The organism is Pantoea sp. CTOTU50773 (assembly GCF_032082325.1).
Classification (GTDB): Bacteria; Pseudomonadota; Gammaproteobacteria; order Enterobacterales; family Enterobacteriaceae; genus Pantoea; species Pantoea communis.
In genome coordinates this window covers 1-22,265 of the sequence record NZ_DAMDQC010000070.1, presented here as the reverse complement: position 1 = coordinate 22,265, position 22,265 = coordinate 1, and the positions used below count along the sequence as shown (strand labels likewise).

Sequence of the window (22,265 nt, the reverse complement as noted above, 5' to 3'; positions counted from 1 at the left end):
TGGTTGCCCCAATTTTGGACAAAATCGCTGAGCGTGCTGAAGACGGTGAAGCTTGTGTTGCTTACATCGGTCCAAACGGCGCTGGTCACTATGTGAAGATGGTTCATAACGGCATTGAATATGGCGACATGCAGCTGATCGCTGAAGCTTATGCGCTGTTGAAAGGCGCATTGGGTCTGAACAACGAAGAGTTGGCTAAGACTTTCACTGACTGGAACAATGGTGAGCTGAGCAGCTACCTGATCGACATCACCAAAGATATCTTCACCAAGAAAGATGAAGACGGTAAATATCTGGTTGATGTGATCCTTGATGAGGCAGCTAATAAGGGCACCGGTAAGTGGACCAGCCAGAGCTCTCTTGACCTTGGCGAGCCACTGTCACTGATCACCGAATCAGTATTCGCTCGTTACCTGTCTTCCTTGAAGACGCAGCGTGTTGCAGCTTCTAAAGTACTGAGCGGTCCGCAGGCTAAAGCTTTCACCGGTGACAAAGCGGAGTTTGTTGAGAAAGTACGTCGCGCACTGTATCTGGGCAAAATCGTTTCATACGCTCAGGGCTTCTCTCAGTTACGCGCTGCTTCAGAAGAGAACAACTGGGACCTGCACTACGGTGAAATCGCCAAGATCTTCCGTGCTGGCTGCATCATCCGTGCTCAGTTCTTGCAGAAGATCACTGATGCGTACGCAAGCAACGCGGATATCGCAAACTTGTTGCTGGATCCATACTTCAAAAACATTGCTGACGAATACCAGCAGGCGCTGCGTGATGTTGTTTCTTACGCGATTCAGAACGGCATCCCGACTCCGACCTTCTCGGCAGCCATCGCCTATTACGACAGCTATCGTTCAGAAGTTCTGCCAGCTAACCTGATTCAGGCTCAGCGTGACTACTTCGGTGCGCATACTTACAAGCGCATTGATAAAGACGGTGTTTTCCACACTGAGTGGCTGGACTAATAGCAGAGAGGCTTCCTTCGGGAAGCCTCAATTTTTTACCCCACCAGCAACTCTCCCTCTCTACCCGCATTTTCCCCCGCCAACCGCACCACCAGCATCCCCGCCGTAGCAAACTTCATCAGGTTCCTTGCATACAGCACCCCACCAAACTCTGCCACTAGCGGCGTCACCTGGTCGGTAATCGGGTCCACAATCTCTGCCACTACTTCACCCGGCTTGATCCACTCGCCCAATTCACGGCGATTCAACAACAGCCCAGAATGCGGCGCATGAATATACTCACAACCTGCCAGCGGCGTTGCAGGGTTGATCAGAGCAGGGGACTCACCCACTTCACCCGCAATGTAGCCACCCTCAATCAAGGCATTAATAATCGCATCCGCATCCTTCTCCGCCTGTTCTGGCGAAACATCAGCAACCCCACGTAATTCTAACGTCACTGGCAACAAACCCCGTGGCATCGGATACTCACCACCAAACCGCTCGGCCAACGTTAACCACGGCTCGCAGCAGGCTTCATCAAACGGCTCGCCACCAGAGATTTGGGCCAGAAGCTGTACTTCGCTACCTAACCAACGCGCTAAAGGCTCGATATCCTGCCACGCATGCGGGGTCGTGTAGAGATGCGGCAATGCGTCCCAGTCGCAGTGTATATCAATCATCAAATCCGCCTGACTGGCCATACGCATCAGCGTGAAGCGTTGTGCATCCAGTTCGGTTTTAGCAATGCGATCGCGATAGTGGCGATCAATGGCATCACGGATCAACCGTTTGTTCTCATATTCACTCTGCGTCAACGAACCGGCCAACTCTTCAACCAGGGTATCGCCTAACGCCGGGAAACGGCGATTGAAATCCTGACCTGAAAGCGTATGGAATCGGCCCAAATGGCTGCCGTGCCAGTGTTGCCCCATCGCCAGCGGATTTGCCACCGGCACCAGCGTAATTTTGGATTTGAGCTGCCCGGCCGATTCCAGTGCCAGCAGCCTGTGTTTCAGATACCACGCCACCGCCATACCCGGCAGTTCATCACCGTGCAGTGCCGCCTGAATGTAAACGCGCTGCTGGGAATCGGTACCGAAATGAAAGCTGACGATTTCGCGCTGTGTACCGAGGGAAGCACTTAACAAGGGATGATGTTGTTGTTGCATGGCGTGGTCGATGTCCTGTATCTACGGCACGCTGAACGTCGTGCCTGATTAATTTTATTGACTGGAATTATAGTGCTGCTGTGAAAATGAGCGGGTATGAAGCCGCTAAATTTGCGCTTGCTCATGTTAGCAGCGCGAACAGGGCGGCCTGAAGACCGCCCCTGCATTGATTAATGCTGGATCGAGATATCGGTGGCGAAGTACTTCTTCTGGATCTTGTCAAAAGTGCCGTTTTTCTTGATTTCAGCAAAGGCGTTATCAAGGGCTGTTTTCAGCTCTTCATCACCTTTACGCAGTCCAATCGCTGTACCTGGACCGATAATCGGGTCTTCCACAATCGGGCCAGCCAGCTCGAAATCTTTGCCTTGCGGATGTTTCAGGAAGCCGTTAGCTGCCTGTGCTGCATCGGTAAATACCACATCCAGACGACCAGAGATCAAATCACTTTCAACCTGTGCCTGATCGCCATAAGGCACCACGTTCACGCCGTGTGGCTGCCATTTTGCCAGTGCATAGCGCTCCTGCACGGTTCCCTGCTCAACACCAACCGTTTTGCCTTTCAGCGATTCAGCCGTTGGCAGCAGGCCAGAGCCTTTGCGTGCAATTAATTGGGTGTGCGTATCATAGAGCGGCACGGTGAAGTCGATCTGTTTCAGACGCTCTTCAGTAATACCCATATCCGACAGGATGGCATCAAACTTGCGGGCTTTCAGCGCTGGAATCATGCCGTCGAACTGGCTCTCAACCCACACGCATTTGGTTTGCATCTGCTCACACAGTGCGTTGCCCAGGTCGATATCAAAACCCACCAGTTTGCCCTGCGGGGTTTTGGATTCGAAAGGAGGGTAGGTTGGATCAACAGCGAAGCGTACTTGTTCAATCTTTGCCTGTGCGCCAAATGCGCAACCTGCCAGCACAGCCAGCGCCAGCGTCTGACGCAGGCGGGCAGTAAAACGAGAACTTGCCATAATTTCGGTCTTCTTTTTCGTGATGTGGAATAACGCAGAGTACCGATCACTGTCCGCCATGGCAATTAGCAGATTATTTTCATGACGTTACCATTATGCATGGTGCGATAATCCGCCACACTCAGTACCACTGATTTTTCCAGCAGACCCGCGTTAAAGGCGATTTCGTCGTAGCGTTCAAACAGCAGCGGGTCGACGACCAGTTGTAGATCAGGATGGAAGCTGAAAGGTGGAATAGCACCAAACACGCAGCCGGTTAACGCATCCACTTCAGCCGGAGAGGCTAACGAAGCACGACGACCGCCAACCGCTTCGGCCACTTTGCTCAAATCCGCCTGTTGATCAGCCGGCAGAACCGCCAGCACATGCTGTTTGATACCGTTACCTTTGACATGGCACACCAATGCTTTGGCGCCTTGTCCCACTTCCGTCCCGCGAATCTCAGCAACAGCTTCACATTTTCCAGTCGCGGGATGTTCCATCACGCGATAACGGGCGTTGTGCTGGTCGAGCAGGACGATCAGTTTTTCATGAGTGGTCATCAGGGGCTCCCTGTTGAGTAAGATTGCTGAGTAATTCCTGCATCATATGTTTTTGGCGTGGCAGCAAGCCCAGTTTCAATCCCAGAGGTTTAAATACGCGATTCAACGTAGTCAGCGTAATACTTTCTTTGTCCAGCTCAATGTCAGATAACGTGCGACGACTGATGCCCGCTAAGCTGGCATAGCGTTCCTGTGAAAACCCCAGCACCTTTTTACGAAGCTGCATTAAGAGTTGGCCATGAGTTAACTTCTCCTCAATAAATTGCTGAAGAAGGCCTAGCAGCATCGCTTCTCGCTCAAAAGGCGTCATCGATTTCTTCATATTTGCCACCCCGCGATACGTTCTTCGAGATAGTTAAAACCAATGCCTGGCATTTCCAGAATTGACTGTGGTACACCCCGAGCGGCAAGGCGGGATTTTAACCCAGCGAGCTTGCGGGTTAACTCACGCAACGAATTGAGTAATGACGCTTCAGGGATAAACTCGTTGAGCTGTTGAGCAATCAACTGCCAATTGTAATGGCCACCCTCTTCGTAAGGTGAACCCCATTGGGTTGTTCGCACCACGCCTTCTGGATCGGCTTTCATCGGTGCGAAGTCATATACCGGTGCAAGCCACATCCCTGATGGTTTTTTTAGAATGGCACTATTGCGCCCATGATTATCTGAATTACCAAATGCTACATTGAGCATGTCACGTTTAACCCATTCACTGACCAACTTTTCGCGATCTTCACCTGTTAAAGCTAATCGCTCAACCAGGCAGCGAATGACCTCAAAATGATTGAGATAACTACCCGGTGGTTTTTTCATTAACGAATAGATGGATTCAAGCCCGTACATGACTTTTCTGTTTTCAACAAACGCAATATCAAAGCGTGGTAGCCAAAGCGAGGGGTATCGTTCACCTTCGCATAGCAACATCTCCTGCGTGTCAATCGTCTCTACACCCATGGCCTGTAACTCATGATAGAAATGATATTCTGCGCGCAGGATGTCGCAGTCGATTGGGCTTCGTGATCCACGCGGATATTTGACCAGATAAGGGATATCCCGGTTCTGTTGATCATCTTGCCAGGTATCAATCCACACTTCGCTGTTTGTATTTCGTCGTAGCAGCAGTTTTGGCGCTTCCCCTCCCGCACCTGTTGCGCCGCCGCTGGCGGCTCCCATTTGTTGCGCATATTCAAGAAAATCACTGTCTCTCTCAATCGCCCATTCGGCAGGAAAACGGCGAGTCTTGAGTTGGCTATTTTCAGGGAGTTGGGGTAGGGAATCTTTGATACGTAAATTTCCAACAGGCGCAATGGTGCCGGCTTTCAATAGCGCATAATCTTGCTCAGCTGAAGATTTACTCTGTAAACCAAGATGCTGAATCCAATAACGTCGGCTTGCTCCCGCTGGGACAATATCGTCGAGGAAACCAAACCAAGGCTGCGCAAAATGGCTGCCTATCAGCATTACGGGATAATTCAAACTACAGCTAGCGATATCGTTTCGGTCGAGATGTTCAGCTGCATAATTGAAGTCATAAGCAAGAAGTGCTGCGCTTTCACGACCTTTAGAAGGCTCTTTAACATCAAGCTCGGCAACGTCGTGCCAGTTTCCATCAAGGTAGAGCTGTAGGATAAGCATGCTAACCTCCAATGAGCAGTATATTGCTCAATTTTAACTAGCTTTGCTTTTTTTGAGAAGTATGCTGCTCAAAATAGTTTTGAAATGTCAATTTTGAGCAGCTTATTGCACAATCTGTTACTTATGACGCGCCCGCAGATTATTAATAATCGTGCTCAAATCCAGCTCCTGATCCTGCAGCAGCACCATCAGATGATACAGCAGATCAGACGCTTCGTTGGTCAGTTCGTGGCGATCGTTCACTGTGGCTGCCAGTGCGGTTTCCACGCCTTCTTCACCGACTTTCTGCGCGATACGTTTGGTGCCGCTGGCATACAGTTTCGCGGTGTAAGAACTCTCAGGATCGGCGCTCTTACGTGAAGCCAGCAGCTGCTCCAGCTGATAGAGGAACGCCCAATCTGGCGCCGCCGGTGAGAAGCAGCTTGAGGTGCCAAGGTGGCAGGTTGGCCCAATCGGGTTTGCCAGCACCAGCAGCGTATCGTTATCACAATCCGGCGTGATGCTCGCCACCTGCAGGAAATGACCGGAGGTTTCCCCTTTGGTCCACAGGCGATTCTTGGTGCGAGAGAAGAAGGTGACGTTGCCTTCCGCCAGCGTCTTTTGCAGCGCTTCCTCATTCATATAACCGTGCATCAGCACTTCGCCAGAAACGTTATGCTGGACGATGACGGGCATCATGCCCGCGGTTTTGGCCCAATCTAGTTTGGCCAGTTGTTCTGCAGTTAACACGCGCGAATCTCCACACCGTTGTCGATCAGGAAGTTTTTCAACTCGCCGATATTGATAATTTGTTTGTGAAACACTGAAGCGGCCAGCGCGCCATCGACGTTTGCCTGTTCAAAGGCTTCGAGGAAGTGCGGCATGGTGCCCGCGCCGCCAGAAGCGATCAGGGGCACCTTACACACGTCACGCACTTTCTTCAGTTGCACCAGGTCGTAGCCGTTACGCACGCCATCCTGGTTCATCATATTCAGTACGATTTCACCCGCGCCCAGCTTTTGCACTTCCTGCACCCAATCGAGGGTTTCCCAGGTCGTAACCCGCGTACGGGATTCATCGCCGGTATATTGATTGACGTGATACTTGCCGGTGGCTTCATCGAACCAGGTATCAATACCCACCACGATGCACTGTACACCAAAGCGATCCGCCAGACGCGTGATCAGCGTCGGGTCAGCCAGCGCCGGGGAGTTGATGGAGATCTTATCCGCACCGAACTGCAGAATGCGCGTGGCATCCTCCTCACTCTTGATACCGCCCGCCACGCAGAACGGAATATCAATCACTTCTGCGACGCGTGACACCCAGCTTTTATCCACCACACGGCCATCGGAAGAGGCGGTGATATCATAGAACACCAGCTCGTCAGCGCCTTCCTGCGCATAGCGCTGCGCCAGTGGCACGATATCGCCAATAATTTCGTGGTTGCGGAACTGCACGCCTTTCACCACTTGTCCGTCACGGACATCGAGACAAGGAATTATCCGTTTTGCCAGCATGCAATCGCCTCCGCTACGGTGAATTTATCTTCCAGTAAAGCACGACCGACAATCACGCCCTGTGCGCCACTGCCACGTAAGGCCGCGATGTCATCCAGCGAGCCGATGCCGCCGGAACTCTGGAACGCAATATCCGGGAAGGCATCAGACACTTCTTTATACAGCGCCACGTTGGAACCACTTAACGTGCCATCGCGGGAGATATCGGTGCACAGCACGTGCTTCAGGCCAACTGGTTGATACCAGCCAATCACTTCTTCCAGCGTTACGCCAGCCGCTTCCTGCCAGCCACTGATTGCCACTTCTTTGCGATTGTTGGCGTCAATGCGAACATCCAGCGCCAGTACAATGGCATCCGCGCCGAACTCGTTGAACCAGCTTTTCACTTCCTCTGGCTGTTTCACTGCCGTGGAACCGACCACCACGCGAGTCGCGCCGGCTGCCAGTAAAGCCGCCACATCTTCGCGATTGCGAATACCGCCACCGACCTGCACCGGTACATTCACGCCGCGCAGCAAGGTAGTGAGCAGAGGGATTTGGCGTTTAGCCGGATCTTTGGCGCCAGTGAGATCCACCAGGTGCAGCACTTCCGCGCCCTGACGTTCGTAATCCTGCAGGCGTGGCAGCGGATCGCTACCGTAGTCGCGCTGCTGACCGTAGTCGCCCTGATGCAGACGCACCACTTTGCCGTCGATTAAATCTAATGCGGGGATAATCATCACATCTCCAGGAAGTTTTTCAGCAACTGCGCGCCTGCTTTGCCAGAACGCTCCGGGTGAAACTGCACGCCGAAGAAATTATCTTTCTGCAACGCAGCGGTGAACGGATGGCCGTAATCGCACTGAGCGATGGTGGCGGCATTCACTGGCATGGCGTAGCTGTGCACAAAATAGAAGTAGCTGCCGTCCGGGATATTACGGAACAGGTGGTTACCCGCCTGCGAGGTGATCTGGTTCCAGCCCATATGTGGCAAGGGCAAACCCTGGGTATCCATCAGCGAGACCGGTTCATCCACCAGACCCAGTGTGGTCACGCCGCCATTCTCATCGCTCCCGCGACCAAGCAACTGCATACCAAGACAAATGCCGAGTACCGGTTGGGTACATGCTTTGATCAGATCGATCAGGTCACGCTCCTGCAACTGGTTCATGGCGGCTTGGGCTGTGCCCACGCCTGGCAACAACAGCTTCTCGGCGCGCAGCACCACATCCGGATCGCGGCTCACTTCTGGCGTGTAGCCGAGGCGCTCAATCGCCCACTTCACGGAGGAAAGGTTGGCGCACCCGGTATCGAGAATCACCACGTTCATCACAGCACTCCTTTCGAACTCGGCAGGGTGTTGCCATCCACGCGAATTGCCTGGCGCAGGGTGCGGCCAAAGGCTTTAAACAGGCTTTCCACACGATGATGGTCGTTCTTGCCTTTGGTTTTCAGGTGCAGAGTGCTCATCATGGCGTAGGAGAGGGAGCTGAAGAAGTGCTCAACCATCTCGGTACTGAGATCGCCGACACGCTGATAGCTGAACTCGGCTTTAAACTCGATATGCGGACGACCAGAGATATCCAGTGCGCAGCGTGCCAGGCACTCGTCCATCGGCAGCACGAAGCCGAAACGGCCGATGCCTCGCTTGTCGCCCAGCGCTTTCAGCAGCGCTTCACCCAGCGCCAGACCGGTATCTTCCACGGTGTGGTGATCGTCGATGTAGAGATCGCCTTTCACGTCGATGTTCATGCGGAAGCCGCCGTGTACGGCAATCTGGTCCAGCATGTGGTCAAAGAAGCCGACACCGGTATTGATCTTGCTGCCGCCTTCGCGGTCCAGCCACACTTCCACTTTGATCTGCGTCTCTTTGGTGTTGCGTTGTACCAGCGCATGGCGGTCACGTTTGGTCAGGCGTGCCTGGATCGCGTCCCAGTCAATACCTTCTGCACCGTAACGCAGGCCCTGAATGCCCATGTTCTCCGCCAGCTGGATATCGGTCAGGCGATCGCCAATCACGTAGCTGTCTGCGGTGTCCAGTGCGCCTTGTGCCAGCCAGGCTTCCACCATTTTGGTTTTCGGCTTGCGGCAATCGCAGTTATCTTCCGGCTTATGCGGGCAGATCAAGATGTCGCTGAAGTTCACGCCCTGTGAAGTCAGAATCTGCATCATCAGGTTGTGTGGGCCATCAAAATCAGCCTGTGGGAAGCTGTCGGTGCCCAGGCCATCCTGATTGGTGATCATCACCAGCTGATAGCCGGCATTTTGCAGGGCCAGCAGCGCAGGGATGGCGTTTTTTTCAAACGCCAGCTTCTCCATGCGATCAACCTGAAAATCCGTTGGCGGCTCAGAGATGATGGTACCGTCGCGGTCGATAAAAAGGGTCTTCTGACTCATGCTTGCTCCACTGATAAGGCTTGCAGCGCGGCGATCAGGCGCTCGCACTCTTTACGGGTGCCGATGGAGATGCGCAGGCATCCCGCAAGGCCGGGGTTTTTGTTTTGGTCGCGCAGAATAATGCCTTGATCCCACAGCGTTTTAAACACTTTTGGCGAATCAGTGAAGCGCGCCAGAATGTAGTTGGTTTCGCTCGGGAACACCTTCTGCACCACGTTCAGCTGTGGCAGTTGTTCAAACAGCCATGCACGATTGGCGTTGAGTTCGGCGACATGCTTACGCATCAGCGCAATGCCTTCTTCGCTCAGCGCCTGTCCCGCGACATCAGCAACCGGGGTCGCCAGCGGGTAAGGCGCGATCACTTTCATCAACAGGTCGATCACGGGCTTGTTGGCCAGCGTAAAGCCACAGCGCAGGCCAGCCAGCGCAAAGGCTTTTGATAGCGTGCGCAGGATCACCAGATGTGGATATTCTTTCAACCAACCTGCGAGAGTCGCCTCCGGGCAAAACTCGATATAGGCTTCATCGGCGACCAGCAGTGCTTTACCGGCGGTCATCTCCAGCAGTTTACGGATATCGTCTTGATTGATCAGGTTGCCGGTCGGATTGTTCGGGCTGCACATGTAGACCACTTTCACGCCGTCTAACTGTTCGGCAATGGCGGGCAGATTCAGCTGCCAGTCATCCAATGCTGCCACGGTGCGATACTCGATGCCGATGGTTTCCGCGCTCACGCTGTACATGCCGTATGTCGGCGGGCAGAACAGAATCGCATCTTTGCCCGGCTCACAGAAGGCGCGCATTAACAGCTCAATGCCTTCATCAGCACCACGACTGACAATCACTTGCTCCGGCGATAAACCGGCAAAAGCCGCATAGCGCTCAATCACAAGCTTCGGCTGGCATTCCGGATAGCGGTTCAGCGTTTGCTGTGACAGCTCAAAGGGCACCGGCAGTGGAAATTCGTTGGCGTTCAGCCATACATCACCATTACCCCCTAAACGACGCGCAGATTGATACGGCGTCAACGCGCGCACATTGGCGCGGGCTAAATCTTCAATGCTCATGCTTGCTCCTTCAGCGCGGCAACACGCAGGGTAACGGCGTTTTTGTGGGCTTCTAACTGCTCAGCAGCAGCCAGGGTTTCAATGGTGGCAGCCAGATTGAGGAAGCCTTGCGGCGTCAACTCTTGCACCGTCATGCGCTTCTGAAAATCGGCCAGACCCAGGCTGGAACAGGTTGCGGTATAGCCATACGTCGGCAACACATGGTTGGTACCAGAGGCATAATCTCCAGCCGATTCCGGTGACCAATCGCCAAGGAACACCGAACCGGCGCTGGTGATCGCATCCACCAGATCACGTGGCTGGCGCGTCTGAATAATCAGGTGCTCCGGGCCATACAGGTTGGAGATCTCCACACACTGCGCCAGATCGCGCAATACAATCAGACGGCTACTCTCCAGTGCCTGACGCGCGGTGGCCGCACGTGGCAGCTGTGCCAACTGCTCTTCCACTGCGAGCGCCACGCCTTCTGCCAGTTTCAGCGAAGGGGTCAGCAAGATAACCTGTGAATCCGGGCCGTGCTCTGCTTGTGATAGCAGATCAGAAGCGACAAATGCCGGTGTGGCACCTTCATCAGCAATCACCAAAACCTCTGATGGGCCAGCAGGCATATCAATAGCAGCACCATCTAAACGCTGGCTCACCTGGCGTTTCGCTTCGGTGACGTAGGCGTTGCCAGGGCCAAAGATCTTGTCCACTTTTGGTACGGTTTCGGTGCCGAAGGCCAGCGCAGCAATCGCTTGCGCACCGCCTACCTGAAACACCTCTTTTACGCCGCACAGTTGCGCCGCATAAAGAATTTCATCGGCAATCGGCGGGGGCGAACAGAGCACCACACGACCACAACCGGCGATACGTGCTGGGGTTGCCAGCATTAATACCGTGGAGAACAGCGGGGCAGATCCGCCTGGAATATACAGCCCCACAGATTGCACAGGACGGGTAATCTGCTGGCAGCGCACGCCCGGCTGGGTCTCAATATCCACCGCGGGCAGAATCTGCGCGTTATGGAAAGTTTCGATATTACCGACAGCCACTGCCATCGCCTGCTTCAACTTGTCGCTCAAACGGTCGCTGGCGGCTTGCATCTCTGCTGGCGTGACGCGCAGGTTTTCCACCTGCGCTTTGTCGAAGCGCGCGCTGAATTCACGCAGGGCGTCATCGCCTTCTTCCTTTACTTTCGTCAGCACATCGCGCACCACTTCGCTGATGCTCGCCGAGGCAGAAATCGCCGGGCGCATCAGCAGCGCTTGCTGCTGTTGTTCATCACACTGTTGCCAGTCAATCGGGGTCATGATTGTGCTCATGCTGTTACTCCAACATTTTTTCGATTGGCAGTACGAGGATCGAGCTGGCACCCAGCGCTTTCAGTTTTTCCATGGTTTCCCAGAACAGGGTTTCACTGCTCACCATGTGCATCGCCACGCGGCTCACTTCGCCTGCCAGTGGCAATACGGTTGGGCGCTCGGCACCTGGCAGCAGGGCGATCACTTCTTCCAGGCGCTCGCTTGGCGCGTGCAGCATGATGTATTTGGATTCACGCGCTTTGATCACGCCCTGAATACGCGTCATCATTTTGTCGATCAGTTCTTGCTTGGCTGCTGGCAGCTCGCCATCGCGTTGAATCAGTACCGCTTTAGAGCGGTAGATGACTTCCACTTCACGCAGGCCGTTGGCTTCAAGGGTGGCACCGGTCGATACCAGGTCGCAAATGGCATCGGCCAAACCCGCACGTGGCGCGACTTCCACCGAACCGTTCAGCAGGCAAGACTTAAAGGAGACGCCTTGCTTATCGAGATATTTCTTCAGCAGGTGCGGATAAGAGGTGGCAATACGTGAGTTCTGCAGGCACTGCGGGCCGGTGTATTCCGCATCCACTGGCATCGCCAGCGACAGGCGGCAACCGCCGAAATCGAGACGACGCAGGGTGAAGTAGCGCGGGTCTTCGCCTTGTGCGCGGCGGTCCAGCAGCTCTTCTTCCAGCACGTTTTCACCGACGATGCCGAGATCCACCACGCCATCCATCACCAGGCCAGGGATATCGTCATCACGTACACGCAGGATATCGATAGGCATGTTCTCCGCAAACGCAATCAGACGCTGCTGCTGAAGGTTGATTTTGATACCGCAGCGGGCAAGCAGTTCGCGTGATTCATCACTTAAACGGCCAGATTTCTGCATAGCTATGCGAATACGGGTGTTATCTAACATGGTTCCTGTCCTCTTATTCAATCCTGTCTGAACTCAGTGGGGTTGCGTTCGCCCATAAAAAAACCCCCGGAAGATGATCTTCCGGGGGCTCTCTTTGCGTTCGCACCACTGGAAGATCCTAATCGTCTCCCAGCACACATCGCCTGAAAGACTAGTCAGGATGATGGTGATGATGGTGGTTGAACTGAACGCGTGTCATAGTAAATTCCGTTGCTGAATGAGTATTCATTTGCGTGCTGGTTAACCTAACGAAGATGGCGGCGCTTGGCAACCCTTTTTTAACGTCAGTTCTCGGAACCTTCCGCAACAGTTTGCGCTGGTTTGCCATAATCGCTGGGACTAAGATGAAGTGTCTTAGCGCTGGAAAGCAGGAGTCGGTATGAAAAAAGTCGCGATTGTAGGTCTGGGATGGCTGGGTATGCCGCTGGCGATGGCGCTGACGGCGCGCGGCTGGCAGGTGACCGGCAGCAAAACCTCCCCCGATGGTGTGGATGCTGCGCGCCGCTGCGGTATTGAGGCATTTCAACTGGTGCTAACACCCGAGATTGAATGTGAAGCAGATGAGTTGGCCACGCTAATGGCGGTGGACGCGCTGGTGGTGACGTTACCCGCCAGCCGCACCGTACAGGGTGGCGAAGACTATATGCAAGCAGTGCAAAATGTGGTGGATACCGCATTGGCGCACAAGGTTCCGCGCATCATCTTCACCAGTTCGTCGTCGGTGTACGGCACCGGTTCGGGCGTAATGAAAGAAAGTAGTGAGTTGCAGCCGGAGAGTGTGGCCGGTAAAACGCTGGTGGAACTGGAAAACTGGCTGCACGATCTGCCGGGCACCAGCGTGGATATTGTCCGTTTGGCGGGACTGGTGGGTCCGAATCGCCATCCGGGTCGATTTCTGGCCGGCAAAACGGGATTGGAAAACGGCGGTCACGCGGTAAATCTGGTGCATCTCGATGATGTGGTGGATGCGATTGTACTGTTGCTGCAAACGCCTAAAGGGGGGCGGGTGTATAACCTGTGTGCCTCGAAACACCCGGCACGTGATGATTTTTATCCGTTTGTTTCGAAGCAGCTGGGGCTGGTGGCACCAACGTTCGTTGCTGAGCCGGAGCGGTCGGCGGGGAAGGTGGTCGATGGCTCGAAGATCTGCAACGAGCTGGGATTTGAGTACAGCTACGATGACCCGATGAAGATGCCGCTGGAGTGAGATTGACGTGCGAGTGCAGACTTCTGCACTATTTCGCTAGCGGCGCGATTTATCGCGGGTTTTAAATAACACTCGCAATAAACTGCGCCGCTATAATACGTTAGCCTAAACCCCCAACCGATCCCTTAACGCATACCACACCGCACCCATCGCCGTCAGTGGCACTTTAAACCGTCTCCCACCCGGAAATGGCAGGTGTGGCAATTTGGCAAAGGCATCAAACCTTTCTGCCTGTCCGCGCAGCACCTCGGCAATCAGCCTTCCCGACAAGTGGGTACAGGTCACGCCATGTCCGCTATCCCCCTGCATAAAGAAGGCATTCTTCTCGATTTGCCCAAACTGCGGCATACGTGACAGCGTCAGCAGGAAGTTACCGCTCCAGCGATGGCTGAATTTCACATCTTTCAGTTGAGGGAAAGTGCGTAACAACTTAGGGCGGATCAGTGCTTCTATATCATCCGGCTCACGTGCGCCATACACCACACCGCCGCCGTACAGCAGGCGGTTATCGGCGGTGAGGCGGAAGTAATCCAGCAGATAATTACAATCTTCGACGCAGTGATTGTTCGGCAATAAACCCAACGCCTGGTCGCGGCTTAATGGCTCGGTGGTGAGGATTTGCGAGCCACACGGCATGCTTTTACGGCTCAGGCGCGGTTCAAGTTGTGAGGGGAGATAAGCATTACCGGCAAAAATCACAAAGGTGGCAGTGACTTCACCTTTAGCGGTCTTAACCCGATGCGGCTCGCCATACTTCACTTCCAGTGCCGCAGATTGTTCATAGATGCGCCCACCGTGACGGCGAATCGCTTCCGCTTCACCCAGTGCCAGGTTTAACGGATGCAGATGCCCGCCGCGCTTATCCAGCAAGCCGCCGACATAGCGATCGGTCGCCACTTCGCGACGAATCGCGCGCTCATCCAGCAGCTCCAGATTATGGTTACCATAGCGCTCCCAGTTGGCTTTTTGGCTGCGCAAGTGGCCCATCTGACGCTGATTCAACGCGGCAAAAATGCCGCCAGGACGGTAATCACAGGCGATAGCATAACGGTCGATGCGATCGCGAATAATCTCCGCGCCCTCAAACATCATATTGCCCAGCATCTTCGCCACATCTTTGCCGTAGCGTTGTTCAATTACATCCACATCGCGGCTGTAAGAATTCACTACCTGGCCGCCGTTACGACCGCTGGCTCCGAAACCAATCTTTGCCGCTTCGAGTAGCACCACGTCATAACCGGCTTCGGTCAAAAACAGCGCCGAGGAGAGGCCGGTAAATCCGCCGCCAATAATACAGACATCACACTGCACCGATTCCTGCAGTTCGGGCCACGGCTCATGCGCATTCGCGGTTGCGGCGTAATAACTTCCCACATGTTGCATCACATCCTCCTTTAGCGCGTGAACTCAGAAATTCGCTGGGGTGTGCGCACTGACGATGCGACACGGCAGCTCAGACGTATTGGTAAAACTGTGCGGCAAGCCGGTATCGATCACGTAACTCTCGCCACAATAAAGGTGATAACTCTGACCATTAACCACCAGCGTGATTTCTCCTTCCAGCACCGTGCCGGTCTCTTCACCAGGATGACGCAGTTTCTCTCCGGTGCTGGAACCCGGTTCGTAGCGTTCAATCAACATCGCCAGCGCACGTTTTTCAGCGCCGTTCTCCACCAAACGCAACGACACGCCGAGGCTGCCGATCTCAACGCACTCTTCCGGACGTACGATCACGCGCGGCGTGCTGTTTACCTTTGGCTCCGAGAAAAACTCTGACAACGACAAGCCGTACACCTTCAGCAATTTCTGCAAGGTACTCAGCGCTGGGCTGACTTTGTCCTGCTCAATGGTGCTGATAGCACTGTGTGTGAGTCCTGACAACTCAGCGACGCGACGCTGAGACAATCCCATCTCCTGCCGGATTTGCGATAAACGTCGTCCGGGCGCCAGAGTGGCATCATTCATGGCTGTATTTCCTTGTGATAACAGAGAGCCGCGTGGATAAAAGCCGCAAACAGGCGTTGCGAAACCGGGTCGTCATCGGAGTGCCACTCCGGATGCCACTGCACCGCAAGTGCAAACGGATGCTGGCGCAAACTCACCGCTTCAATCAGCCCATCAGGCGCACGTGCTTCAATACGCAGCTGCGGGCCGGGTTCGCGGATGCCTTGTCCATGTAGAGAGTTCACGGCAAAGGATTGAGCGCTGCCAAGCACCTGGCTCAACAAACCTTCCGCTTCAGGCTGAACCTCATGCACCGGCGCGTATTGCTGTTCGAGCGGCAGCGCATCATCTTCACGATGCTCCTGAAACAGATGCGTCATATGCAGCTGGCGATACAGGGAACCCCCGTTGGCCACCACCAACTCCTGCAAGCCACGGCAAATACCGAAAATCGGCATCTTTTTGCCAATCGCATGAGTGATGATGCCGAAGGCGAGGCGGTCACGCGCCGGATCGGCATGCTCCTCTTTACCTTCTTCACCGTAATGCCAGGGTTCGATATTACTCGGGCTGCCGGTAAGCAAAATGCCGTCCAGCAGCGTCATACTGTTTTCTAATAGATGAGGGGCATGCATCAGTTGATGCGGCAAAGGCAAGGTAACACCACCGGCAAGCACGATGGCATCGAGATACTTATTGTGAACCGTTTGCCCGAGATGGCTGCCGATGTGGTTCTGACACATCACTACGCCAATCAAGGGTTTGTCAAAAATAATGCCCATAACGTCTCCGCGTTGCTGTTCAATATTTTCACCGTTTTTGCGCATCCGGCCTGAAAAGTGTGCAATATATTGTCAATCTAGCAACCGGTTGTTCGTTCTTTCAACAGAATTGTTACATTTGCACACTTTTTGCGTTAGCGCTATGTTAGAGGAGTGGCTGTTATTTTGAGCATTGCGCGAACCAATATTAAACGGTAAAGGGCGGGTGGGAACATGACGAACCTCGTAGAAGTAGAAGACTTCACGCGGCACAGTGAAGAGAAACGAACAAGCGCGTTCCAGCTGGAGGTTAAATCCTGGCTGGAACGCCATCCTGAAACGCAGTATGTCGATATTCTTCTTAATGATTTAAATGGGGTCTTTCGCGGTAAGCGCATTCCCATCTCTGCATTGGCAAAACTGGAAAAAGGGTGTTACTTCCCGGCCTCGGTTTTCGCCATGGATATCCTCGGAAATACCGTCGAAGAAGCCGGACTCGGACAGTCACTGGGCGAACCCGACAACCTCTGTATCCCGGTTCCCGGAACTTTAATTCCTTCTGCCGCCGATCCTGAACGCATCGCGCAATTGCTGCTGACAATGTGTAACCAAGATGGCACTCCCTTTGACGTTGAACCCCGCAATGTCCTCAATCGGCTGTGGCAGCAACTGCGCAATCGAGGGCTATTCCCGGTGGTAGCGGTAGAGCTGGAGTTCTATCTGGTCGATAAAAAGCGTGATGCGGAAGGGTACATCCAGCCACCCTGTGCGCCGGGTAGTGACGAACGTAATATCCAGAGTCAGGTTTATTCAGTCGATAATCTCGACCATTTCGCTGATGTTCTGCGGGATATCGACGATATTGCCAAACAGCAGGGCATTCCCGCTGATGGTGCGCTGGCGGAAGCCTCGCCGGGCCAGTTTGAAATCAACCTGCACCATACCCGTGATGTATTGAAAGCCTGCGACCATGCGATTTTGCTCAAACGCCTGGTGCGTCAGGTGGCCGAAAACCACGGTATGACTGCGACCTTTATGGCGAAACCTTATGAAGAGTACGCGGGTAGCGGGATGCATGTGCATATCAGCATGCTGGATGCCGCCGATCATAATGCCTTTTCACTCGACGACGGCAGCGATTCACCGCTGTTGAAACGCGCGCTGGCCGGGATGATCGATTTGATGCCGGCTTCAATGGCACTTCTGGCACCGAACGTTAATGCCTATCGCCGCTTCTTACCGGAAGCCTACGTGCCGTTACAGGCCTCCTGGGGGCACAATAACCGAACTGTTGCTTTACGTATTCCCTGCGGCGATGTGGATAACCATCGCGTGGAGTATCGTGTGGCCGGTGCGGATGCAAATCCTTACCTGGTCGTGTCAACAATTCTTGCCGGTATTTTGCACGGTCTGGATAATCAGCTACCCTTACCGCATGCGGTGCAGGGCAATGGACATGAGGCAGAAGGGCTGCCATTGCCGGTGCGACAGAGCGATGCGCTGTACGAATTCGAGAATAGCTATCCTCTGCAAAAACTGCTCGGCGAGCATTTCAGCGGCGTGTGGCATAGCTGCAAACAGAACGAGTTAATGCAGTTTGAACGGCTTATCACCGCCACGGAGATTGACTGGATGCTGAAGAACGCCTGACTCGCAGAAGAATTTCGCTAACGTCTTGTGCCGATGGCATAAGTTGGGGCAGAATACGCTCCCTGGAAAATACGAAACATAACCGACGCTTATCACGTCGGTTATTTTTTTGCAGATTGCAGTACACACACACATTACCGAGGCCGGACACGCATCCGGATAGATAGATACTGACAACACGCTTGGGCGTGAGATTTGAGGAAAACAAAGATGGGGCTGTTTACAATTGCACCAGCGCAAGCTGGTTCTCGCTTTCGTGATGATTACGGCGCGGCGACAATCGCAAACACTAATATCACTTCTCACTGCAGCACTTTGCGCAGTATCCCGCAGATCACCTCTGTTGGGGGCCTGAACAATGTCGCTTAACACCGCCGCACCACAGCGTGCACACCTGAAAAAATCCCTGACCTTGATCCCGGTTGTCATGATGGGCCTGGCGTATATGCAGCCAATGACCCTGTTTGATACTTTCGGTATCGTCTCTGGATTGACCGACGGCCACGTCGCCACCGCTTATGCTTTCGCGCTGATCGCGATACTGTTTACTGCCGTGAGCTACGGCAAGCTGGTACGCCGCTTCCCATCTGCGGGCTCCGCTTACACCTATGCTCAGAAGGCTATCAGTCCGCACGTCGGCTTTATGGTGGGCTGGTCATCACTGCTGGACTATTTGTTCATGCCGATGATCAACATCCTGCTGGCGAAAAGCTACTTTGAGACGCTGGTGCCGGGCATTCCGTCGTGGATTTTCGTGGTGTTGCTGGTGGCCTTTATGACCATCTCTAACCTCCGTGGTATCAAAACCGTTGCCAACTTCAACAGCGTGATCGTCGTGCTGCAGGTTGTGGTGATGGTGGTGATTACTGGTATGGTGGTTTACGGTGTGGCGCACGGTGTTGGCGCAGGAACATTGACCAGCAGCAAGCCTTTCTGGTCTGAGAATGCCCATGTGGTGCCGATGATTACCGGTGCAACCATACTTTGCTTCTCGTTCCTCGGCTTTGATGGCATCAGTTCGCTGTCAGAAGAGACCAAAGATGCAGAACGTACTATCCCGCGCGCGATTTTCCTGACCGCGCTGATTGGTGGTGTGATCTTTATCGGTGCCTCTTACTTCCTGCAGCTGTACTTCCCGGACATCTCGCGTTTCCAGAATCCGGACTCTTCACAGCCTGAAATCATGCTGTTCGTGGCAGGTAAAGCCCTGCAGATTGGCATCCTGATTTTCTCTGTGGTTACCGTACTGGCTTCCGGTATGGCGGCACACGCGGGCGTTGCCCGTCTGATGTATGTGATGTGCCGTGATGGCGTGTTCCCGCAGCGTTTCTTTGGCTTCGTGCATCCGAAATACCGCACGCCGTCGCTGAACGTGCTGTTGGTGGGTGCTGTGGCACTGCTGGCAATTAACTTCGACCTGGTGACCGCCACTGCGCTGATCAACTTCGGTGCGCTGGTGGCATTCACCTTCGTCAACCTGTCAGTGATTGCGCAGTTCTGGATCCGTGAAAAGCGTAACAAGACGCTGAAAGATCACCTCAACTATCTGGTACTGCCAGTGATGGGTGCTTTGACAGTGGGTGCATTGTGGATCAACCTGGAAGAGACCTCGATGGTGCTCGGCCTGGTGTGGGCAGCGGTCGGTATTATTTACCTGGCGTTTGTTACTCGCACCTTCCGCAATCCGGTTCCGCAGTTCAGCGAAGAAGTGTAATTTTCGTTGCGCATTATGCGCAGCGGATAAAGACTTCGTGTCGTATGCAAAAGGTCGCCTTGTTGGCGACCTTTTGCTTTTAGACCAGCAAACTCAACCCGCCAGCACCAACTCCCAACTCCCCGCACTAAGCGTTTCACGTCCCGCTTTACTTAATTCTGTATCGGTTACGAGGGTATCGAAGCGCTCCAGCGGTAATGCCAGATGGGTGGCAATCTTGTTGTATTTCGAGCTGTCGCTCAACAGCACGCGCTTACTGCTGACATCGCTGGCCGCCAGCTTGACCGGAACCTTATCTTCATCGGGTGTAAACAAGCCGCGCGGCCCCCAGCAGGATGCGGAGATAAACGCGATATCAATCGCTAGCATGCGCAGACTTCTCGCCGCCGATTCGCCGACGCTGGAGCGATTCTCGCGACAGACGGTGCCACCAGTGTGAATCAGCTTGCAGCCGCTGCTCTCCATCAATAGCCGGGCAATCACGAAATCATTGGTGACCACCAACAAATCGTCACGCTCGACCAGTTCGCGAGCCAGCGCCAGCGTGGTGGTGCCTGCGTCGAGATAAATACAGCTGTTGCGCGGAATATGGCGCGCGGCAAACTGACCAATCGCCATCTTTTCACTGCTGTACATGCTGGTTTTCGCCAGATGTGATGGCTCAGCAGCCAGACGATCCGCCGAGCGCACGCCGCCCGATACCGACAGCACGGCACCTTGCTCCTCCAGCTTTTGCACATCACGACGTATCGTCATGTGTGATACGCCTAAACGCTCGGTCAGCTCGGCAATGCTCACCACGCCGCGTTCGGCAACCAGCGCTAAAATTTGTTGATGACGTTCTACCGGAATCACATCGCTCTCCCTGAATTACCAATTTTTCACATTGTAAGGCATCAATTCACAGCCTGCAGCACAATTTATCCCAGGCCAATGTTAGCAAATACCCCTCCAGAACTGGGGTTCCCGTAGGGATTCAGAGGTGTGAATCGATGTTATAAGCTGTGCGTGTAAGTTAATTTTTGTGATTTACCGCACGTTTCTCCACCAGCAACTGCGGCAGAATTAACAGCATTGAACAAAATATCACTTAAATTAACAACGGAGGTGTGCTGTGTCAGCAACCGTGAATAACATTGGCGTCATTGGTTTGGGTTCCATGGGCATGGGCGCAGCGCAGTCCTGTATTCGCGCTGGATTGAACACCTGGGGCGTTGATTTAAATCCGCAGGCGCTGGAAACCCTGCGCCAGGCGGGTGCGCGCGATGCACAGACATCCGCTGCCAGCTTCGCGCAAGAGTTGGATGCTGTACTGCTGCTGGTGGTCAACGCCGCGCAGGTGAAAGCGATTCTGTTTGGCGAAACCGGTCTGGCGGCACAACTCAAGCCGGGCACCGTGGTAATGGTCTCTTCAACCATTTCTTCACAGGATGCACAGGCGATTGAACAGCAACTGGCACAACATCAACTGCTGATGCTGGATGCGCCAGTATCGGGCGGTGCAGCTAAAGCCGCGGTCGGCGAGATGACCGTGATGGCGTCTGGCAGCGATGAAGCCTTTGCGCTACTGAAGCCAGTTCTGGATGCGGTTGCCGCCAAAGTGTATCGCGTGGGCAGCGAAATCGGCCTGGGTTCAACCGTTAAAATTATTCACCAGCTGTTGGCGGGCGTACATATTGCGGTGGGTGCTGAAGCGATGGCGCTGGCTGCGCGCGCAGGCATTCCACTCGACACCATGTACGACGTGGTCACCAACGCCGCGGGTAACTCGTGGATGTTTGAGAACCGCATGCGTCATGTGGTGGACGGCGACTACTCACCGAAATCCGCCGTCGATATCTTTGTGAAAGATCTCAGCCTGGTGGCCGATACCGCGAAATCATTGCATTTCCCACTGCCGCTGGCGTCTACCGCCCTCAACATGTTTACCGAAGCGAGTAATGCTGGCTACGGCCGCGAAGATGACAGCGCAGTCATCAAGATTTTCAGCGGCATCACGCTGCCCGAGTCAAAGGAGAAGTAACCATGCGTTTAGGCGTGATTGCAGACGACTTTACCGGTGCAACGGATATTGCCAGCTTCATGGTACAGAACGGTCTGCCTACCATTCAGTTCAACGGCGTGCCGCAAGGTCATGACGATGTGAGCGCGCAGGCGATTGTCATCAGCCTGAAGTCACGCTCTTGCCCGGCACAGCAGGCAATCGACCAGTCTCTGGCAGCGCTGGCCTGGCTGCAACAGCAGGGTTGCGATCGTTTTTACTTCAAATATTGCTCGACCTTCGACAGCACCGAACACGGCAATATCGGCCCGGTGACCGATGCACTGCTGGCCGCACTGGGCGAGACGCAAACGGTGATCTCACCCTCGCTGCCGGTAAACGGTCGTACCGTGTATCAAGGCTATCTGTTTGTTGCCGACCAGCTGCTGTCTGAATCGGGCATGCGTCATCATCCGGTGACACCAATGACCTGCAGCAATCTGGTGCCTCTGATGACGCGCCAGGCGAAAGGGCAGGCGGCGGTGATCAATGCTGCTCAGCTGGACAAAGGCGCGGAAGCGGTTCGTAAACAGCTGGGCGAGC

24 protein-coding genes and 1 other annotated feature are annotated in these 22,265 nt (G+C 54.1%); of the genes, 6 read left to right on the top strand and 18 right to left on the bottom strand.

Annotation, left to right across the window (positions count from 1 at the left end; translation table 11 throughout):
• The coding region (gnd, locus tag RT340_RS12830) for a decarboxylating NADP(+)-dependent phosphogluconate dehydrogenase (RefSeq protein WP_313376356.1) at positions 1 to 959 on the top strand (959 nt) is incomplete at its 5' end.
• A 35-nt stretch (positions 960 to 994) separates the two neighbouring features.
• Here gnd and RT340_RS12825 read toward each other — a convergent pair.
• The 14 genes from RT340_RS12825 to hisL all read right to left on the bottom strand — a co-directional run bounded on the left by RT340_RS12825 (position 995) and on the right by hisL (position 12,604).
• Entirely contained in the window at positions 995 to 2,110 is a 1,116-nt protein-coding gene (locus tag RT340_RS12825) for a M14 family metallopeptidase (RefSeq protein WP_313376354.1), read from the bottom strand.
• 170 nt (positions 2,111 to 2,280) lie between these two features.
• Positions 2,281 to 3,078, bottom strand: coding sequence for an ABC transporter substrate-binding protein (locus RT340_RS12820; protein ID WP_160832717.1), 798 nt, complete (start codon positions 3,076 to 3,078; stop codon positions 2,281 to 2,283).
• 65 nt (positions 3,079 to 3,143) lie between these two features.
• Positions 3,144 to 3,620, bottom strand: coding sequence for a YbaK/prolyl-tRNA synthetase associated domain-containing protein (locus RT340_RS12815; RefSeq protein WP_160832718.1), 477 nt, complete (start codon positions 3,618 to 3,620; stop codon positions 3,144 to 3,146).
• On the bottom strand, positions 3,607 to 3,942 hold the full coding sequence (locus RT340_RS12810; RefSeq protein ID WP_097116669.1) for a helix-turn-helix domain-containing protein: 336 nt from the start codon (positions 3,940 to 3,942) through the stop codon (positions 3,607 to 3,609). Before RT340_RS12810 ends, RT340_RS12815 begins: the two co-directional genes overlap by 14 nt.
• The gene (locus tag RT340_RS12805; RefSeq protein WP_313376351.1) at positions 3,939 to 5,255 is read right to left on the bottom strand and encodes a HipA domain-containing protein; all 1,317 of its coding nucleotides are present in this window, start codon (positions 5,253 to 5,255) and stop codon (positions 3,939 to 3,941) included. The genes RT340_RS12810 and RT340_RS12805 overlap by 4 nt, the downstream gene beginning before the upstream one ends.
• Before the next feature lie 117 nt (positions 5,256 to 5,372).
• Positions 5,373 to 5,984 (bottom strand): bifunctional phosphoribosyl-AMP cyclohydrolase/phosphoribosyl-ATP diphosphatase HisIE, encoded by a 612-nt coding sequence (gene hisIE / locus RT340_RS12800; protein WP_034824749.1) that lies wholly within the window; start codon positions 5,982 to 5,984, stop codon positions 5,373 to 5,375.
• On the bottom strand, positions 5,978 to 6,754 hold the full coding sequence (gene hisF, locus RT340_RS12795; protein ID WP_313376348.1) for an imidazole glycerol phosphate synthase subunit HisF: 777 nt from the start codon (positions 6,752 to 6,754) through the stop codon (positions 5,978 to 5,980). The genes hisIE and hisF overlap by 7 nt, the downstream gene beginning before the upstream one ends.
• Positions 6,736 to 7,473: a 1-(5-phosphoribosyl)-5-[(5-phosphoribosylamino)methylideneamino]imidazole-4-carboxamide isomerase gene (gene hisA, locus RT340_RS12790; RefSeq protein ID WP_045815223.1), complete on the bottom strand. Its 738-nt coding sequence runs from the start codon at positions 7,471 to 7,473 to the stop codon at positions 6,736 to 6,738. The genes hisF and hisA overlap by 19 nt, the downstream gene beginning before the upstream one ends.
• Entirely contained in the window at positions 7,473 to 8,063 is a 591-nt protein-coding gene (gene hisH, locus RT340_RS12785; RefSeq protein ID WP_283216573.1) for an imidazole glycerol phosphate synthase subunit HisH, read from the bottom strand. Before hisH ends, hisA begins: the two co-directional genes overlap by 1 nt.
• Positions 8,063 to 9,130: a bifunctional histidinol-phosphatase/imidazoleglycerol-phosphate dehydratase HisB gene (gene hisB / locus RT340_RS12780; RefSeq protein ID WP_313376343.1), complete on the bottom strand. Its 1,068-nt coding sequence runs from the start codon at positions 9,128 to 9,130 to the stop codon at positions 8,063 to 8,065. Before hisB ends, hisH begins: the two co-directional genes overlap by 1 nt.
• Positions 9,127 to 10,197 carry a histidinol-phosphate transaminase gene (hisC, locus tag RT340_RS12775; RefSeq protein ID WP_313376341.1) on the bottom strand — a complete coding sequence of 357 codons (1,071 nt, stop codon included), beginning with the start codon at positions 10,195 to 10,197 and terminating at the stop codon, positions 9,127 to 9,129. The genes hisB and hisC overlap by 4 nt, the downstream gene beginning before the upstream one ends.
• The gene (gene hisD, locus RT340_RS12770; protein WP_313376339.1) at positions 10,194 to 11,501 is read right to left on the bottom strand and encodes a histidinol dehydrogenase; all 1,308 of its coding nucleotides are present in this window, start codon (positions 11,499 to 11,501) and stop codon (positions 10,194 to 10,196) included. The genes hisC and hisD overlap by 4 nt, the downstream gene beginning before the upstream one ends.
• A gap of 4 nt (positions 11,502 to 11,505) precedes the next feature.
• Positions 11,506 to 12,405: an ATP phosphoribosyltransferase gene (gene hisG, locus RT340_RS12765; protein ID WP_034824735.1), complete on the bottom strand. Its 900-nt coding sequence runs from the start codon at positions 12,403 to 12,405 to the stop codon at positions 11,506 to 11,508.
• 54 nt (positions 12,406 to 12,459) lie between these two features.
• Positions 12,460 to 12,581 (bottom strand) — a sequence feature (His leader region).
• Entirely contained in the window at positions 12,557 to 12,604 is a 48-nt protein-coding gene (gene hisL, locus RT340_RS12760; protein ID WP_100396937.1) for a his operon leader peptide, read from the bottom strand. Its footprint overlaps the feature before it by 25 nt.
• A 180-nt stretch (positions 12,605 to 12,784) precedes the next feature.
• Between hisL and RT340_RS12755 the strand changes: the two genes are divergently transcribed.
• Positions 12,785 to 13,612: an SDR family oxidoreductase gene (locus RT340_RS12755; protein WP_313376336.1), complete on the top strand. Its 828-nt coding sequence runs from the start codon at positions 12,785 to 12,787 to the stop codon at positions 13,610 to 13,612.
• A 105-nt stretch (positions 13,613 to 13,717) separates the two neighbouring features.
• Here RT340_RS12755 and RT340_RS12750 read toward each other — a convergent pair whose 3' ends face one another.
• The 3 genes from RT340_RS12750 to puuD are packed head-to-tail and all read right to left on the bottom strand — an operon-like array spanning position 13,718 to position 16,338.
• A complete protein-coding gene (locus RT340_RS12750) occupies positions 13,718 to 14,995 on the bottom strand; it encodes an NAD(P)/FAD-dependent oxidoreductase (RefSeq protein WP_097116677.1) in 1,278 nt (425 codons plus the stop codon).
• Positions 14,996 to 15,019: 24 nt separating this feature from the next.
• Positions 15,020 to 15,577 carry an HTH-type transcriptional regulator PuuR gene (gene puuR, locus RT340_RS12745; RefSeq protein ID WP_034824711.1) on the bottom strand — a complete coding sequence of 186 codons (558 nt, stop codon included), beginning with the start codon at positions 15,575 to 15,577 and terminating at the stop codon, positions 15,020 to 15,022.
• Positions 15,574 to 16,338: a gamma-glutamyl-gamma-aminobutyrate hydrolase gene (gene puuD, locus RT340_RS12740; protein WP_313376333.1), complete on the bottom strand. Its 765-nt coding sequence runs from the start codon at positions 16,336 to 16,338 to the stop codon at positions 15,574 to 15,576. The genes puuR and puuD overlap by 4 nt, the downstream gene beginning before the upstream one ends.
• Before the next feature lie 213 nt (positions 16,339 to 16,551).
• On the opposite strand from puuD, the gene RT340_RS12735 reads away from it, so the two are divergent.
• A complete protein-coding gene (locus tag RT340_RS12735) occupies positions 16,552 to 17,967 on the top strand; it encodes a glutamine synthetase family protein (protein WP_058962043.1) in 1,416 nt (471 codons plus the stop codon).
• 358 nt (positions 17,968 to 18,325) lie between these two features.
• The gene (locus RT340_RS12730) at positions 18,326 to 19,681 is read left to right on the top strand and encodes an APC family permease (RefSeq protein ID WP_313376330.1); all 1,356 of its coding nucleotides are present in this window, start codon (positions 18,326 to 18,328) and stop codon (positions 19,679 to 19,681) included.
• A 93-nt stretch (positions 19,682 to 19,774) separates the two neighbouring features.
• Here RT340_RS12730 and ygbI read toward each other — a convergent pair whose 3' ends face one another.
• Entirely contained in the window at positions 19,775 to 20,536 is a 762-nt protein-coding gene (gene ygbI / locus RT340_RS12725) for a DNA-binding transcriptional repressor YgbI (protein ID WP_034824708.1), read from the bottom strand.
• 259 nt (positions 20,537 to 20,795) lie between these two features.
• Between ygbI and ltnD the strand changes: the two genes are divergently transcribed.
• Together ltnD and RT340_RS12715 are read left to right on the top strand one after the other, a co-directional pair.
• The gene (gene ltnD / locus RT340_RS12720; protein WP_097116681.1) at positions 20,796 to 21,704 is read left to right on the top strand and encodes an L-threonate dehydrogenase; all 909 of its coding nucleotides are present in this window, start codon (positions 20,796 to 20,798) and stop codon (positions 21,702 to 21,704) included.
• A 2-nt stretch (positions 21,705 to 21,706) separates the two neighbouring features.
• Positions 21,707 to 22,265, top strand: a 559-nt coding sequence (locus tag RT340_RS12715; RefSeq protein WP_313376327.1) for a four-carbon acid sugar kinase family protein, incomplete at its 3' end; no start/stop codon positions are given.

Coding starts and splice junctions, on each gene's coding strand:
- RT340_RS12825 (WP_313376354.1), bottom strand. CDS start 2,110: ATGCAACAACAACATCATCCCTTGTTAAGTGCTTCCCTCGGTACACAG.
- RT340_RS12820 (WP_160832717.1), bottom strand. CDS start 3,078: ATGGCAAGTTCTCGTTTTACTGCCCGCCTGCGTCAGACGCTGGCGCTG.
- RT340_RS12815 (WP_160832718.1), bottom strand. CDS start 3,620: ATGACCACTCATGAAAAACTGATCGTCCTGCTCGACCAGCACAACGCC.
- RT340_RS12810 (WP_097116669.1), bottom strand. CDS start 3,942: ATGAAGAAATCGATGACGCCTTTTGAGCGAGAAGCGATGCTGCTAGGC.
- RT340_RS12805 (WP_313376351.1), bottom strand. CDS start 5,255: ATGCTTATCCTACAGCTCTACCTTGATGGAAACTGGCACGACGTTGCC.
- hisF (WP_313376348.1), bottom strand. CDS start 6,754: ATGCTGGCAAAACGGATAATTCCTTGTCTCGATGTCCGTGACGGACAA.
- hisA (WP_045815223.1), bottom strand. CDS start 7,473: ATGATTATCCCCGCATTAGATTTAATCGACGGCAAAGTGGTGCGTCTG.
- hisH (WP_283216573.1), bottom strand. CDS start 8,063: ATGAACGTGGTGATTCTCGATACCGGGTGCGCCAACCTTTCCTCCGTG.
- hisB (WP_313376343.1), bottom strand. CDS start 9,130: ATGAGTCAGAAGACCCTTTTTATCGACCGCGACGGTACCATCATCTCT.
- hisC (WP_313376341.1), bottom strand. CDS start 10,197: ATGAGCATTGAAGATTTAGCCCGCGCCAATGTGCGCGCGTTGACGCCG.
- hisD (WP_313376339.1), bottom strand. CDS start 11,501: ATGAGCACAATCATGACCCCGATTGACTGGCAACAGTGTGATGAACAA.
- hisG (WP_034824735.1), bottom strand. CDS start 12,405: ATGTTAGATAACACCCGTATTCGCATAGCTATGCAGAAATCTGGCCGT.
- RT340_RS12755 (WP_313376336.1), top strand. CDS start 12,785: ATGAAAAAAGTCGCGATTGTAGGTCTGGGATGGCTGGGTATGCCGCTG.
- RT340_RS12750 (WP_097116677.1), bottom strand. CDS start 14,995: ATGCAACATGTGGGAAGTTATTACGCCGCAACCGCGAATGCGCATGAG.
- puuR (WP_034824711.1), bottom strand. CDS start 15,577: ATGAATGATGCCACTCTGGCGCCCGGACGACGTTTATCGCAAATCCGG.
- puuD (WP_313376333.1), bottom strand. CDS start 16,338: ATGGGCATTATTTTTGACAAACCCTTGATTGGCGTAGTGATGTGTCAG.
- RT340_RS12735 (WP_058962043.1), top strand. CDS start 16,552: ATGACGAACCTCGTAGAAGTAGAAGACTTCACGCGGCACAGTGAAGAG.
- RT340_RS12730 (WP_313376330.1), top strand. CDS start 18,326: ATGTCGCTTAACACCGCCGCACCACAGCGTGCACACCTGAAAAAATCC.